This window comes from Salinilacustrithrix flava, from assembly GCF_041228405.1.
GTDB lineage: Bacteria > Actinomycetota > Acidimicrobiia > Acidimicrobiales > Salinilacustritrichaceae > Salinilacustrithrix > Salinilacustrithrix flava.
Genome location: NZ_CP133888.1, coordinates 2,219,435 through 2,234,938 on the forward strand (window position 1 = coordinate 2,219,435; position 15,504 = coordinate 2,234,938).

The 15,504-nt window shown below is 68.7% G+C and carries 10 protein-coding genes; 3 read left to right on the forward strand and 7 right to left on the reverse strand.

Going from position 1 to position 15,504, the window contains the following annotated elements; genetic code table 11:
• Positions 1–32: 32 nt before the first annotated feature.
• Both valS and RGQ06_RS10955 read right to left on the reverse strand, forming a co-directional pair.
• Positions 33–2,642 carry a valine--tRNA ligase gene (gene valS / locus RGQ06_RS10950; protein ID WP_432428953.1) on the reverse strand — a complete coding sequence of 870 codons (2,610 nt, stop codon included), beginning with the start codon at positions 2,640–2,642 and terminating at the stop codon, positions 33–35.
• A 48-nt stretch (positions 2,643–2,690) separates the two neighbouring features.
• A complete protein-coding gene (locus RGQ06_RS10955) occupies positions 2,691–3,857 on the reverse strand; it encodes an adenylate/guanylate cyclase domain-containing protein (RefSeq protein ID WP_432428952.1) in 1,167 nt (388 codons plus the stop codon).
• Between the two features lie 117 nt (positions 3,858–3,974).
• On the opposite strand from RGQ06_RS10955, the gene cysS reads away from it, so the two are divergent.
• Positions 3,975–5,309, forward strand: a complete 1,335-nt coding sequence (cysS, locus tag RGQ06_RS10960) for a cysteine--tRNA ligase (protein WP_432428951.1) — start codon at positions 3,975–3,977, stop codon at positions 5,307–5,309.
• 21 nt (positions 5,310–5,330) lie between these two features.
• On the opposite strand, the gene RGQ06_RS10965 is transcribed toward cysS, so the two are convergent.
• A complete protein-coding gene (locus RGQ06_RS10965) occupies positions 5,331–6,746 on the reverse strand; it encodes a zf-HC2 domain-containing protein (RefSeq protein ID WP_432428950.1) in 1,416 nt (471 codons plus the stop codon).
• 263 nt (positions 6,747–7,009) lie between these two features.
• On the opposite strand from RGQ06_RS10965, the gene RGQ06_RS10970 reads away from it, so the two are divergent.
• Complete coding sequence (locus RGQ06_RS10970) at positions 7,010–8,248, forward strand: acyl-CoA dehydrogenase family protein (protein WP_432428949.1); 1,239 nt, start codon at positions 7,010–7,012, stop codon at positions 8,246–8,248.
• Between the two features lie 322 nt (positions 8,249–8,570).
• Here RGQ06_RS10970 and RGQ06_RS10975 read toward each other — a convergent pair whose 3' ends face one another.
• From RGQ06_RS10975 to RGQ06_RS10990, 4 genes are all read right to left on the reverse strand, one after another.
• Entirely contained in the window at positions 8,571–11,351 is a 2,781-nt protein-coding gene (locus tag RGQ06_RS10975; RefSeq protein WP_432428948.1) for a UvrD-helicase domain-containing protein, read from the reverse strand.
• Between the two features lie 64 nt (positions 11,352–11,415).
• Positions 11,416–12,213: a hypothetical protein gene (locus tag RGQ06_RS10980; protein WP_432428947.1), complete on the reverse strand. Its 798-nt coding sequence runs from the start codon at positions 12,211–12,213 to the stop codon at positions 11,416–11,418.
• Positions 12,214–12,243: 30 nt separating this feature from the next.
• Positions 12,244–13,002, reverse strand: a complete 759-nt coding sequence (locus RGQ06_RS10985; RefSeq protein ID WP_432430667.1) for a hypothetical protein — start codon at positions 13,000–13,002, stop codon at positions 12,244–12,246.
• A gap of 93 nt (positions 13,003–13,095) precedes the next feature.
• The gene (locus RGQ06_RS10990) at positions 13,096–13,494 is read right to left on the reverse strand and encodes a hypothetical protein (protein ID WP_432428945.1); all 399 of its coding nucleotides are present in this window, start codon (positions 13,492–13,494) and stop codon (positions 13,096–13,098) included.
• An 806-nt stretch (positions 13,495–14,300) separates the two neighbouring features.
• Here RGQ06_RS10990 and RGQ06_RS10995 point away from each other — a divergent pair.
• Positions 14,301–15,497: an FAS1-like dehydratase domain-containing protein gene (locus tag RGQ06_RS10995; protein WP_432428944.1), complete on the forward strand. Its 1,197-nt coding sequence runs from the start codon at positions 14,301–14,303 to the stop codon at positions 15,495–15,497.
• The last annotated feature ends 7 nt before the right edge of the window (positions 15,498–15,504 follow it).

Genomic DNA, 15,504 nt, shown 5'->3' on the forward strand with positions numbered 1-15,504 from the left:
ACGGAACGCGTTCCGCAGCTGCTGCCAGAAGCTCAGGTGTCGGCGAGGGTGGTGTCGACGGTGAGGGACGCGCCCTCGGCGGTCTGCAGCTGCTGGACCTTGCCGGCGTCGGCGACGTCGGCCCGGACCCGCTCGAACGCGGCGAGGCGCTCGGGGGTGTCGGTGACGGTGGCCGTGGTGATCTCGGTGCGCATGGAGACCTTGGCGTCGGACTTGGCCTTGCGCAGCAGCGACAGCACCTCGCCGGCGACGGTGAGGGCCAGGGCGGCGTCGGGGTCGGCGCCGCCGGCGGCCGCCCGCAGGTCGTCGGCCACGGGCCAGGGCGAGCGGTGGATCGAGCCGTCCCGCCACCAGGACCAGACCTCTTCGGTCGTGTAGGCGAGGAACGGGGCGAACAGCTTCAGCAGCGTCTCGAGCGCGAGGCGCAGGGCGACCTTGGCCGAGTCGGCCGCGGCGTCCGAACCGTCCGCAGGGCCGTAGGCCCGGCCCTTGACCAGCTCGAGGTAGTCGTCGGTGAAGGTCCAGAAGTAGGTCTCGGTCCGCTCGAGGGCCCGGGCGTAGTCGTAGTCGTCGAACACCCGGGTGGCCTCGTCGACCAGGTCGGCCAGGCCGAGCAGCATGGCCCGGTCGAGCGGCTCGGTGACGGTGGCTCCGGGCGATGCCTCACCCTGCAGCAGGGCGAACTTGGAGGCGTTCAGCAACTTGATGGCCAGCCGGCGGCCGATCTTCATCTGCCCCTGGTCGTTGGCGACGTCGCGGCCCGGCCCGCCGCCGCAGGCCCAGTAGCGCACGGCGTCGGCGCCGAACATCTCGAGCAGCTGGAACGGGCCGACCTCGGCGTTGTCCTTGGACTTCGACAGCTTCTTGCGGTCGGGATCGACCACGAAGCCGGAGATGGCGGCGTGGCGGAACGGCAGGTCGTCGAACAGCTCGTGGGCCTTGACGACGGTGGAGAACAGCCAGGTGCGGATGATGTCGTGGGCCTGGGGTCGCAGGTCCATGGGGTACACCCGCTCGAACAGGTCGGGGTCCTCCTCCCACTTCGACGCGATCTGGGGCGACATCGACGACGTGTTCCACGTGTCCATGACGTCGGGGTCGGCCGCGAAGCCACCGGGCTGGTTGCGCTGGGCCTCGTCGTAGCCGGGCGGGACCATGGTGGTGGGATCGACCGGGAGCATGTCCTCGGTGGCGACGATGGGGGAGAGGTAGTCGACCAGGCCCTCGTCGTCGATCGGGTACCAGATCGGGAACGGCACGCCGAAGAAGCGCTGGCGGGTGATGTTCCAGTCGCCCTGCAGGCCCTTGGCCCAGTCCTCGAAGCGCACCCGCATGTACTCCGGGTGGAAGGCGAGGCCCTTGGCCCGGTCGATGATCTCCTCGGCCGGTGGGTAGCGGATGAACCACTGGTTGGAGGTGACGATCTCGAGGGGCTTCTTGCCGTTCTCCCAGAACTTCACCGGGTGGGTGATGGGTCGGGGCTCGCCCTCCATCGCACCTGACTCCGACAGCAGCGCGACGATGTTCTTCTGGGCGGTGAAGACCGTCTTGCCGGCCACCTCGGCGTAGGCCTCGTTGGCGGCGACCGGATCGGTGGAGACCCAGACGTCGTCCTCGTGCTCGGGCGAGCCGGACCACGTCAGGTCGCGCTCGAAGCGCCCGTCGTGGCGGATGACGGCGCGGATGGGCAGCCCGAGCTCGCGCCACCAGATCACGTCGGTGGTGTCACCGAAGGTGCAGATCATGGCGATGCCCGTGCCCTTGTCGGGCTGGGCGAGCTCGTGGGCCAGGATCGGGACCTCGACGCCGAAGAGCGGCGTGACCGCCGTGCGCCCGAACAGCGGCTGGTACCGCTCATCGTCGGGGTGGGCGACCATGGCGACGCACGCCGGCAGCAGCTCGGGGCGGGTCGTGTCGATCCAGACGACGTCGCCGTGGGGGCCACCGCCACCCGGCAGGCCGAACGCGAGCTTGTGGTAGGCGCCGGGGACCTCGCGGTCCTCCAGCTCGGCCTGGGCGACCGCGGTCTGCATGTCGACGTCCCACAGCGTCGGCGCACCCGAGCGGTAGGCGACGTCCTCGTCGAACAGGCGGAGGAACGCCTTCTGGGAGATGCGGCTCGCGACCGGGCCGATCGTGGTGTAGGTCTGCTCCCAGTCGACGGACAGGCCGACCGTGGCCCACAGCCGGTGGTACTCGTCCTCCATCTCCTGGACGACCTGCTCGCACAGCTCGACGAAGTTCGGGCGCGAGATGCGCACCGGGTCCTTCGGGAGCTTGCCCTTGGCGTCGGGCTGGGGCGGGGTGAAGTCGGGGTCGTAGGGCAGGGTCGGGTCGCAGAGCGTCGCGGTGAGCATCTGCACCCGGCGCTCCACGTTCAGGCCGTTGTCGTCCCAGCCCATGGGGTAGAAGACCTCACGCCCCCGCATGCGCTGGTACCGGGCCAGCGTGTCGGTGTGGGTGTAGGACATCACGTGGCCGATGTGCAGCGAACCGGACACGGTCGGGGGCGGGGTGTCGATGGAGTACACCTCGTCGCGGGTCTTGGACCGGTCGAAGCGGTAGGTGCCCTGCTCGTCCCAGATCGCCTGCCACTTGGCCTCGAGCCCGTCGATGGTCGGCTTGTCGGGGATGCTGCTCACGGGCGCCGAGGGTACCGGCGGCCTCTCGATCCTCCCGAAACACAAACCTCAGCTCGCGGACCACTCCAGCGGGTGCACGAGCCACTCCCCGCTCAGGCCCTTGAGGGGGACGTGGCGTCCCGCCCCGAAGCACAGGTCCCCGCCGGCGTCGGCCAGCTGCTTGGTGAGCGCAGAGGCGAGGACCTCGTCGGGTCCGGCCAGGTCGCTGATGCGGGATGCGAGCACGACGTTGCGGCCGTGGAGGTCGCCGTCGTCGGCGACGACCTCGCCGGAGTGCACGCCGATCCGGACGTGGAGCGGGTGCTCCGGGTGGGACCGGCGGTGGTCCTCCAGGGCCCGCTGGATCCCGATGGCGGCGAGCAGGGCGCGCCGGGCCGAACGGAACGCCACCATGAACCCGTCGCCCTGGTTCTTGACCTCGTCGCCTCCGTGGCGGCTGATCTCGTCCCGGACCAGGGTGTTGTGCTCGCGCAGCAGCTCGGACCAGCGCTGGTCGCCGAGGCGCTCGGCGAGGACCGTCGACCCGACGATGTCGGTGAACAGGAGCGTGAAGGTGTCGCCGGCCGCGACGGGTTGCTCCAGGCGCGGTGTGGGGGTGCGGTCGGCCTGCCGAGCGGCCTTCTCACGCGCCTTGCGGTGGCGCACCTCGACCGCACCCCACATGCCGTGGCCGACGACCCGCAGCATGGGCCGCTGGTCGCGGTGGGGTCCGGTGCGGTTCTCGAGCGCTCCCATCAGCACGAAGCCCTCCACCTGCACCGGGACCCCTTCCGGCACCAGGATCTCGACGGCACCCATCAGCGCGAAGGCACGGATGGTGGTGACCTCGGTGGTCAGCGCGGCGTCGTACAGGTCGAGCTCGACGCCGCCCATCACCGCCACCGCGGACAGCTCGGCGCCGACCGTCCAGCGCCCCTTGCGCTCGGCGCCACCCATCACCGCGACGACCCGTTGGGATCGGGGTGGTGCGGCCGGCGCTGCCGCGAGGCCGGTCGAAGCGGGAGCAGGCCGGTCGGGCCTCCCGAGATCAGCCACCACCGCCCGCAGGTCGGCGACCGTGGTGGCGGCGTAGGTCGCACCGGCCCGATCGGCGAACTCGTCCAGCGTCACCCGGCCGTCGCCGACCGCGTCGCGCAGCGCGGCGATGGTCGCCTCACGCTCCGCGTCGCCGACTCGCAGCGCACCGTCATCTCCCTGCTGCACCTCGTCGTCCACCGGTCCCCCCGAACATCGTGGTCGAACGGCCCATCGGCCGTGCGTGCAGTCTGGCCCAACCGGGCGCGGGCCGCTTCTCCCTGGGTCGGGCGACGGGGCGTCGGTACCCTCGGCCCCGTGCTGCACCTGTTCGACACCGCACGCGGGGCCGTCGTCCCGTTCGAGCCCTCCACGCCGGGGAAGGTCTCGATCTACGCGTGCGGGCCGACGGTGTACGGGCCGCCGCACCTCGGCCACGGCCGCAACCAGGTCTCCTACGACCTGCTGCGCCGCTACCTGGCGTGGTCCGGCTTCGAGGTCACCTTCGTGTCGAACATCACCGACATCGACGACAAGATCATCGAGCGCGCCCGGAACGAGGAGCGACCCTGGCAGGACATCACCCGGCGCTGCGAGGACGTCTGGTTCCAGGGCATGGACCGCCTCGGCATCCTGCGCCCCGACCACACCCCGCACGCCACCGGCTACGTCGACGAGATGGTCGCGCTGATCCAGCGCTTGGTCGATCGCGACGTCGCCTACGCCACCTCCGACGGCGTGTACCTCGACGTGTCCCAGGTCGAGGGCTACGGTCTGCTCGCCCACGGCGAGCTCGACCAGCTGCGCAGCGGCGCCCGCATCGAGGCCAACGAGGAGAAGCGCTCGCCCCTCGACTTCGCGCTCTGGAAGCTGGCCAAGCCCGGTGAGCCGTCCTGGCCCGCACCCTTCGGCGACGGCCGGCCCGGCTGGCACACCGAGTGCGTGGTGATGAGCCTGGACCTCCTCGGCGAGGGCTTCGACATCCACGCCGGCGGCAACGACCTGCAGTTCCCGCACCACGAGAACGAGCGCGCCCAGGCCGTGGCCGAGGGCAAGCGCTTCGCCAACCTGTGGTTCCACCACGGGATGGTCGAGATCGACGGCGAGAAGATGTCCAAGTCACTGGGCAACGTCTCCAACCTGCTCGACCTCATGGACGCCTACGACCCCCGGGCCTTCCGCCTGCTGGTCCTGCGCGCCCACTACCGCTCGCCCATCGACGTGAGCGACGATTCGATGCGCGATGCGGAGGCGGCGATCGCCCGCCTCGACGGGTTCGCCCGTCGCTTCGCCGGCCGCGTGGACGGCGTCGACGCCGACCCGGCGAGCATCGAGCGCTTCCGCACGGCCATGGACGACGACCTCAAGACGCCGACCGCCGTCGCCACCCTCTTCGACGCCGTGAACCGGGCCAACAAGGACGACGACCTCGAGGCGGCTGCGGCGGCGTTCGAGATCGCCGGTGTGCTCGGCCTCGAGCTGCGGGGGGAGGCGGCGTCGGTGCCCGACGAGGTCCTGGCCCGTGCCCGGGATCGCGACGAGGCCCGAGCGGCCAAGGACTGGGCCGCGGCCGATCAGATCCGGGACGAGCTCACGGCCGCCGGATGGGTCGTGGAGGACACCGCCGACGGCACCACGGTGCGGCCCGGCTGACGCGCCGCCGGGCCGGCGGGCTCAGCGGCCGAGGCCGCCGAGCGCCTGGCCGACACCGGAGGTGACCGGCTCGGTCGCCTCCAGCACGGGCTCAGCCGCTTCGAGCACGGGCGCGACGGCTTCGGTGACGGGCTCGACGACGGTGTTGACCGTCTCCTCGATCGGCTCCACGACCGGCGAGAGCTCCTCGGGCTCGTCGATCGTGATCGGATCTTCGTCGGGCTCGGGGGTGAGGTCGGCGGTGACCGGGCCGACGGTGACGCTCGTGTCCTCACCGACGTTGACGTCGATCGGTGCGTCGTCGAGCGGTGCGGTCGACGGCGTCTCGGCCGCCGGGGTCGTGGGTGCCGTCGACCCCGAGGTGGGAGCGGGGGCGGCGAGCTCGCCGCCGCCCGTCGTGGCGCCCGAACCGGAGCCGAGCGCGCCAGCGCGGGCGACGGGCGAGAGCGAACGGCGTGCCGTGGTCGTGACCGGATCCGGCGTGGTGATCGGCAGCGTCAGCGCCGACAGGTCGATGGGGCGGGGGGCGTCGATGTCGGCGACGAGGGGGGCGAGCGGAGAGGCCACGGGGTCCTCGCCGCCACCGGCACCGAACAGGGTGGCGCCGAGCACGCCGACGGCAGCGGCGAAGGCGCTGGCGCCGGCGAGGATCTTCTCGGTGCGGGGGGACAGCCCGGTGGAGGAGGTGGTGGCGAGCGCTGCGGTGAACGCCGCACGGGAGCGCGCGTCCAGGTCGGCGGGGGCGTCGGCGGCGAGCGCAGCCAGGGCGGTGGGGATCGCGGCGATGCCGACCCGGCGGGCGGTGCAGGCCTCGCAGCCGGCGAGGTGCCGCTCGAGGGTCGCCTGGTCGGATCCGTTGAGCGTGCCGTCCGCGAGGGCGCCGAGTCGGGCGATGGCGCGGGTGCACCCGCGATCGGTGGAGGCGGCGGCCTGGCCCTTCAGGTAGCGCTCCCGCAGGCCGCGGCGGGCCCGGACGGCGAGCTGGTCGACGGCCTCGGGGGTCAGCTCCACGATGGTCGCGACCGCCTCGGCGTCGAGGCCCTCGGCGTCGCGGAGCCACAGGACGCTGCGCCAGCGCTCGGGCAGCGCGGCGAACGCGGAGACGAGGAACGGGTCGGCGTCGTCGGCGGCCACGGGGGCGGCGACGGCGTCCTGACCACGACGCAGGTCCAGGGCGGCGTTGCGGCTGGCGGTGGCGAGGGCGACGCCGTGGCCGCTGGCCTGGAAGCGCCCGGCCCGGACGGCGGTGAAGGTGGCACCTGTGCCCTCGGCGACGGCGGTGGCCGCGTCCTCGGGGCGGCCGGTGACGGCGAGGGCGAGGCGGTAGGCGAGCGGCGCGTGCCGGCGGTGCAGCTCCTCGAAGGCGGGCTGGTCGCCGCGCCCGGCTGCTGCGACGAGGTCCTGGTCGTTCGTCGTGGTGGTGTCCGTGGTCCGCATGCTGTCGCCCCCGAGGTCGGAAGTGGTCCGGGTCGAGGCTTCGCCCCCTCAGCCCACGTGTCCTTCCCATCTTCTCCTTTCGTCATCCAAAAGCAGCGTGGAACCACCTGAATCCGGACAGATCGGTAGGGTTCATCGCCCGCGTCATCGTCGATCCGCACGCACCGGCTGGCCGTCGAGGGTTACTCGTCGGTAACTTCGTGGGAGGTGGCGCTGCGCCCGCGGTGCCCGAGACGATCCGCCCCCGCCCCGGAGGAACCCCGATGGCCGAGTTCTCGCTCCAGCTCAACGACGACCAGATCCAGATCAGGGACTGGATCCACGAGTTCGCCAAGGACGTCCTGCGTCCGGCGGGCCAGGAGTGGGACGACAAGGAGGAGTTCCCCTGGCCGATCGTGCAGGAGGCGGCCAAGATCGGGCTGTACGGCTTCGACTTCTTCGCCAACATGTCGATGGCCGACCCCACCGGGCTCACCATGCCCATCGCCCTCGAAGAGCTGTTCTGGGGCGACGCCGGCATCGCGCTGTCGATCTTCGGCTCCGGCCTCGCCGCCGCCGGCATCGCCGGCAACGGTACGCCCGAGCAGGTGATGGAGTGGGTGCCGCAGTGCTTCGGTGACGAGAACGACATCAAGATCGCTGCGTACTGCGTCTCCGAGCCCGACGCCGGCTCCGACGTCAGCTCGCTGCGCACCCGCGCCGAGTACGACGAAGCCAAGGACGAGTGGGTCCTCAACGGCACCAAGGCCTGGGCGACCAACGGCGGCATCGCCCACCTCCACGTGGTCACCGCCACGGTCGATCCCTCGCTCGGCTCCCGCGGCCAGGCCAGCTTCGTCATCCCGGAGGGCACCGCCGGCATCGAGCAGGGCCAGAAGTACAAGAAGCACGGCATCAAGGCCAGCCACACCGCCGAGGTCGTCCTCACCGACTGCCGCATCCCGGGTTCCATGCTGCTCGGCGGCAAGGAGAAGCTCGACGCCAAGCTGGCCAAGGCCCGCGAGGGCACGGCGACCGGCGCGAAGCAGCCGGCCATGGCCACCTTCGAGGCCACCCGCCCGGCGGTGGCCTCCATGGCCGTCGGCATCGCCCGGGCCGCGTACGAGATCGCGCTCGAGTACGCCCACGAGCGCAAGGCGTTCGGCGTGCCGATCTTCGAGAACCAGGCGATCGCCTTCATGCTCGCCGACATGAAGACCGAGATCGACGCCTCCCGCCTCCTCGTGTGGCGGGCCGCGTGGCTGTCCCGCAACGGCGATGGCTACAAGTACGCCGAGGGCAGCCAGTCCAAGCTCAAGGCCGGCCGCACCGCCACGTGGGTCACCGAACGGGCCATCCAGATCTTGGGCGGCTACGGCTACACCCGCGAGTACGACGTCGAGCGCATGCACCGCGACGCCAAGATCATGGACATCTTCGAGGGCACCGAGCAGATCCAGCAGGGCATCGTCGCCCGGGCGATCTCCGAGGGTCGCATCGACCCGCTGCGCCAGAACCGCTAGGACGCCGCTCCTGCAGGCCTGGTCTGCATCCTAGCGACAGCGTCCTGTCACCGAGGGCTCCGACTGAATCCTGTCGGAGCCCTCGGAGCGTCCTGAGTCAGCGAGCACTACGCGCACTTTGGCGCCCGTTGCAATGCAACTTCTTGCAATGTCGAGTTGCATCTTGAAGTGCTGGTCTCCGGCTTCGATGGTGCGTGACCTACACCGAGATTGCGCCCTGTTGCATTCAGTTGCAACAGGGTCGAGGGTCATCGGCGAGTGGTGCGAGCTGGGTAGGGGCGCAAGAACTAGAGGTACGAGGATTGCGCCGGGCCGACGGTGCTCAGACGTTTCGCGTGTACCGGCAGGTTGGATACTCGGTGCAGCCCATGAAGGGACCGAACTTGCCTTTTCGCCTCCGAAGCGTTCCTCGTCCGCACCTGGGACACGCTGGCGTAGTCGCTTCTGCGGATCGACGGGGCGGGGCTGCTGTGGTCGCCCCACCGATCGGGTCGTTGGTTGTGTAGGTGCATGCCGGGAACGAACTGCAACCGAAGAACCGGCCGTGACCGCCGGTGCGTGCGACCAAGGCTCCGCCATTGCATTGCGGACAAGGCCGCACGCGTTGTGTCGAAGGCACGTGCGTGCCGTGTCCGTCGACCTCCACGACCAGCCGACCGTCACCCGATGAACCCTCGTCCAGCAGTTCGGTCACGAACGGAGATGGGCGTGACGGGGACGCGACGAGGTGGACGCCACGACGAGCGCGCGTCAGTGCCACGTACAGGAGCCGTCGTTCTTCGGCGTGCTCGAAGGTGTCCGGCTCGCCCATCACCAAGTCGAGGACGGGATCGTCTGCGATGGTCGAGGGGAAGCCGTAAGTGCCTGACTTCATGCCTGGAATGACGACGTAGTCCGCTTCGGAGCCCTTCGCCGAGTGGACAGTGAGGAAGTCCACGCGGAGGTTCTCCGGGATCTCCGACGGCAAAGCGTCTCGGCGCTCGAAGTTGTAGCGACCGAGGACGTACACGCTGGCACCGTCGGTCCCCGCCTCTTCGGACCACCTTCGTAGTCGTGCAGCGACGGCGTCGGCGGGTACGTCGGTGTGAGTGACCTCGACCGGTGAGCCTCGGTCGGCCTGGTTCAGGGCACGCATGCTCTTGTCGAACTGGCGACGGTTCTTGGACACGAACTGGGTGGCGACATCACAGATCGTCTGGGTGCATCGAAACGTAGTCGTGAGCGCCAGCTGTGGGCCTGGACCGAACCGCTGGTGGAAGTCCGTCATGACCGACAGGTCCGCTCCGGCGAAGCGGTTGATGGCCTGCCAGTCGTCGCCGACCGCCATAAGGAAGCGGCCGGGCGGGGCGACGAGCTCCTGCACCAGCTGACTGCGAGCTTGGGACGAGTCCTGGAACTCGTCGACCAGCACGAGGTCGTAGCCGGGGTCGAACCCGTCGGCAACCGAGTCAGCGGCACTCCCGAGCATGTCGTCGAAGTCGACGAACCCGCCCTTGCGGAGTTCTTCGTTCCAGGCGTCGAAGATCGGCCAGAACAGGTCGAGGAACGTCATGGTCCGGGCGCCGGACAGCTCGCTACGGGACGTCTTGAGCAGGTCTCGCAGGTCGCCATCCGTGGATCGCGACGACTTGACGTGGCTCAGGAACGTCCGGACGAGCTTGACCAGCTGATCGTGTGAGACCGGCTCGCGCCGCATCGGACGGTCTGGGTTCCAGTCCAGATTGATGCCGCGGCTGGTCAGCGCTTCCTCCAACCCGATGAACCCGCCTTCTCCGAGGACGATCTCAGCGAACGTTGTCTCGATGAGGTCGGTGCCGTGCTGCTCGTGCAGTGTGCGCTTCCAGCGCATCCCGTCCTCGTAGCCCTGAAACTCCGCAGGCGGCTTGCCGTTGCGCCCGAGCGCCCAGTGCTCGTGCCAGGCGTCGATGTCTGGGTAGTAGAAGTCCGGTGTGTACTGGCGGTGTGTGGCGTCGGCGACGTCGACGGCGTACGGGTGCTCGTAGCGGTAGTCGACGCCGTTCAGGAACAGCCAGTCGGCGATCATCCTCTCGCCCTCGCTGCGGACGATCTTCCCGTCGAGGGTCTCGAACCCCGACTGACGTGTCTCTCGGTTGTAGGCATCTGCAGGTCCGCCCGCCGGGTCGAGGGAGACGGCGGCGTACACGATCCGGTAGAGGTCCCACTTGTACCGGAACGCGACGTTGGAGTCGCGTAGACGGTCGACGATCTCGCTGAGCTTCTGCAGCTCGCGGCCGTCCGCAACCCATGGTGCGAGCGACGGCTTGCGGCCGGTCGCGGCGCCGATGACGGACAGACCGAACGAGTGGAACGTCGATGCCCGAACGCCGGTTGCGTCCAGACCCGCCGCCGCGAAACGCGCCTCGATCCGCTCCTGCAGTTCGTCCGCCGCCTTCTTGTTGAAGGCGAGTAGCAGGATCCGCTCCGGACGCACGAACCCTCGAGCGACGGCGTAAGCGGCTCGGGCGACCATTACGGATGTCTTGCCTGACCCGGCGGCGGCGAGCACCTGGACGCGGTTGTCGAAGGTGACCACAGCCCGAGCCTGTTCGTCGGTCAGCGGCTGAGATTCAATGGACGCGAAGAAGTCCCGCTGCGCCGACAGCTCGCGTCTGAGGACCTTCTCGTTGGTCGCATTCACGAGCGCGGCCATGTCGTCGGCGCTGAAGTCCAGCGCCTCGGTCTCGTGGGTCGAGAGCGTTGCCAGCGCGTTCGACTTACGGAGGCGTGTCGGGAAGTCGGATCGACGGTCGGCGAGGAAGGCGTCGCGGACGTCCCACGGCACCCACCGCCCGGCGGCGAGTCCGCCTTCGCACGCTGCCTGGAGGTCGTCGAAGCGACCTACCCATGCCCGCAACTCCGAGTCGACGGCGACCCTCGCGATCGAAGCACGGACATGTTGGGCCACCGCTCTCGGCATGCCCCGGATGCGCTCGGGCTTTTGCCCGGCCCGGCACAACCGACGGCCGAACACTCCCCACCGCAACGACGTCGAATCGGCCTCGCCGGCGTCGACCTCGAAGGAGATTCGCGGCCCAGCGACGCGCACGCCGGAGGCGTCGACGTCGATCGACCAGCCGTCCACAACCCGCCCCGCCATATGCCCAGTCTTGTCCTAGAGCCCGCCGGCAGCAGCCTCGTACGCCCGGCTACGCACCAGATGCGTCGTAGTCGACGGCCAGCTCGCTGTCGTAGAGCTCCAGCGGCGCCTTGTCGGTGGACCGGATGCCGGCACGCACGGCGGCGTCTTGTAGGTCGAGCACACGCATCTGGTTGCGGCTTTTGGCGAGGGCCTCGATGCGGTGGAACTTCGATCCGTACTGCTCTGCGAACTTGGCGAGCGCTTGGAGCTTGATCAGCGAGTCTTCGAGGTGGTGGCCGTGCGGGTCGACGATCGACACGACGATGTCGTCGCCGACCTCGTTGAAGAAGATGAAGTCGGGGTGCATGGACCGCCAGTTGCCGACCGGGTCCCGGTAGCTGACCCCTAGTGAGTCGACCGCCGCCCGCGGCGGGTTGCGGTACCACCCCCGGCATGAGGCGCGGGCAAGCTCGGCGTTGACGACTTCGTACTCCCATTCGTTCAACGAGCTCAGGGGGAACTCGCCGTCTTCGTCGGACATCAGGTGGCGTGTTGCGACGGGGGCGACGGCGGTCTGGCCGTCGTCGAGAATGACGGCAAAGTCCTCCATGCGCGTGCGCGGTCGCTTCAGTTCGCCCTTCGTCGGTTCCGTCGCCTCGGCCCGGATTTCCTCGAACTCCTGCTGACGCTCGTCGGGCAGTTCCTTGATCGCCACCCGGTGCTCAGCGAACCACTTCTCAGCGAGCTCGTCCGCCTCGCGGTCGACGGCCTCGCGCACCTTCTTCATGATGGCGAGGGCGGACACCTTCACGAACGCCTCGCGCAGTCCATCGTCATCGTCGTCCTCGGTCGCCAGGTGGTTCACGAGCGCCCTCGACAGACCCTCGACTTTCAGTCACCATCGGAGGGTGCAGCCGCCTCCGTCACTACGCCAGGATGGGCGCGCTCGATGCAGGTAGCTGACAATCGTGCGGATGTGTATCCCGAGAAGCGGTGTCGCCTGCACGTCGGGCCCGTAGTGCTTTCTGAGCTCTTGCCGACAGCCCGTGAGAGCCGTTTCGGTGTCGGTCGTGAACTGCGGTCGGTGTCCCAGCTCGTCTTCGCATCGCGCCTTGATGGCGGCAACGGCGATGTTGAACGTGTTGGGCGAGATGTAGCCGAACTCTTCTCGCCACTCCGCGGCGGCCTGCGAATCCTCGGGCCCGTAGGTCAGCTCGTATAACCACATCAGCAGCAGCGCCTCGCCGCGGCTGTCCGTGGGGTCGAGCGCCATCTCGACCGTGGCCGCCGGGAGCGCCCGGCCCCGGACGCGGCGTGCCGGGTCGGTCAACCACCTGCCGAAGAGCTTCCACCATCGGTCATACGAATCTCGCGTTCCATCGGTGTGCCGCTTCTTCTTGTTCTCGGAGTGCGTTCGGTTGTTCGCCCGAAGCTGCTCCACACCAGCGGGCGTCGCGGTGGCGGCGGTTAGCCACCCGTCCATGGTCGTGTGTGGTTCGACGGCGTGGCCAGCCACCGCAACCAGTGCGTTCCCTGCGCTCGGGCGCGTCACCATGTTCTCCTTCAGTCGGGCACGGTCAAAGTCCTCGGTGCCCGTCGCAGACGCCCCGGCAGTCGCCGCGATGTCGGGTTCGTGGGCCTTCCGAACCTGCAAAGTCCGGTAACAACCCACCCTCGGGAAACAACGTTACGAAGAGTGGGTTGTTACAACTGTCCCGTCGCTCTGCTCGAACGCAAGCAGGTCGGGTCAGGCAGATGCGGGCCCGGGCTCGCACTGGATACGAGCGTTGGCCTCCACCGGGGCCCGAAGTGTCGTCACCCATAGCCCCAAGGGATCAGCTGTGATAGCGGCATCGCTGACCACCTTGCTGATGCGTTCTGTTCGGCGCTCTGAGCTCCGGAGGGTCACCGCGAAGATGACTTGGTGCAGGTCGCCGACGGGATCGCACTCGAGGTAGGAGCAGCTGCCGTCGTCGTGGATCTCCATCTCGCCGTCCTCAAGGCATCCAGCGGAATGGACGTGTGTCTGGAGAACGCGGAGGTTGACGGTCGTCGTCTGGGCTAGCGAGACGGTGACTGCACTTACGACATCCTCGGGTACGAGTGCTTGGCGTTCGAAGGTGATGATGGCGGTGAAGGTATGCACCAGCTTCACCGTCCTGCGTCGACGAGAAGAGGCAACCCAAGGTGCATTGAGTCGTGCGCAAGGAGCCCGACCGGACGGCCGGAGGCCGGCTCCACAAACAGGGCTCAAGACGGCTGTGCCTAGAGCGCTGAAGCGCCGAGTTGCGTGGCTGTCATCGACCGCAGTCTCGTAGCGGCAGATAGACCAGGTAGGTGCTGACGCAGCGGTTGTGGTGTCCCGGTCGCGAGGTCGCGCGCGCCGGCGTAGACCCGTCCTTGCGCCCGAGCAGGGCACGGCAGAGCGCGACGCCGAGACCTCGGTTGGCGCCGGGAAGTTCATGCCACACCGGACCATGTCGTGGAGCAGGTGCGGGTTCGAGCCTGACGGCAACGACGCGGCTGCACAGCTGGCGTACTGGAACCTGCGGTCTTCCCCCGGAATCCGTCCGTTAGAGATGCCGGGAGGGATCGACGCTCGTGCTGCTGGTCACCCGGTACGGCGCCCGGTCGACCACCGCCCGGCGAGTGTGCGAGGCGCACAGCGAAGCGCAGATCCCGCCGGCACGAGGCGGGCCGTCGCGATCGACAGGAGCCAACGCTTGGAACCGCCAGGGGCGCCGCGCGCGTGAAAACAGAGCACCACTGAGCGAAAAGCGAGCGTGGTCGCCGGCGTGCCCTTCCCTCCGAACGGCCAAGATTCGGGTAGGGGGCGGAGAATGCCCTTGACGACGGCAGGTCGGCCCTTCACAATGCGATTTCGTGGAACGAAACCAAGACTCCACTTTTGACGCATCGGCGGGGGTCGGAGGGATTGGGGAGTCCGATCCCGTGATCATCACCGAGCAGGCGATCGACTGCCTTCGGGCGCGCGTCGGCGAGCCACAGGCCGGGCCAATGCGGGGGGTTCGGCTCGCTTCGACTGATTCTCTCGCCGGCTACTCACGCGGCATCGGTGACCTGAACCTTCTCTATCGCGATGAGGGCTACGCGCAATCCTCGAGGTGGAGGGGCCTGATCGGCCACCCGACGTTCCTTCGCTACGTGGGCGACGGGGAGGGTCATCTTGCGGTATCGGAGGGTGATGTCTCGGATCCGTTGGCCGGCGCAGCTGGGGCGTACGCCGGGATAGCGATGACCTTCTTCCGTCCGGTGCGTCCCGGTGAGCGCTTTCGGGTACGAGGAGGATTGGCCAATCTCGAAGTTCGTGAGCGGGAGGATGGCCGTCGGTCGGTCCACGAGACGAATGACACGGTGATATGGACGTCTGAGGGGCGTCTGGTGGGCGTCATCAGTGAACGTCGAATCCGTTCGGAGCGTCGTGCCAGCCCGACTCTTGACCGGTTCGCTTCTCTCGACCTCTCGCACGTGTATGAGCCCGATGAGTTGGCGGAGATAGACGCTGAGTACCTGCAGGAGCACGTCCAGGGCTCGAGACCGCGCTGGTACGAAGACGTCACCGTGGGCGACGAGGCGCCGCCCCTCATCAAGGGGCCTTGGACAACCTCGACCTACTTGACGTTCGTCGGCGGCGCGGGCCTGCACGCAAGCCGCTTTCACTACTCCCACTCCGAGGCGGTCAGGATTCGCAGGACCAATCCCGCAGCGTTCCCCCGCGACGAGTTGGGCATTCCGGTGACGGAAGCTGCCATTCATCATGATGCGTTTGCCGCCAGGCGCGTCGGACTTCCCGCGCCAGTCGAGAGCGGACCCGAGCGGATCGCTGCGATGAGTCACGCAGTCACGAACTGGATGGGTGACGATGCGTTCCTCTATCGGTTCGCAGTATCGCTGCGCGGCTTCGTATTCCACGGCGATCTGTACCGGATCGCGTGCAGCGTCGCCGACAAGCGACTCACTGAACGTGGCTGCGAAGTGGATCTAAGGCTCCAAGCGACGAACCAGCGGCACGAGAGCGTCGCAGCTGGCTCCGCCACCGTTCTGGTTCCTTCCCGGTCAGACGGTCTGCCCGAAGTTCCAGTCGAACACTCTCAGCCGGTCTCGATCTTCGACGATCGAACGACCTGAACCGGAC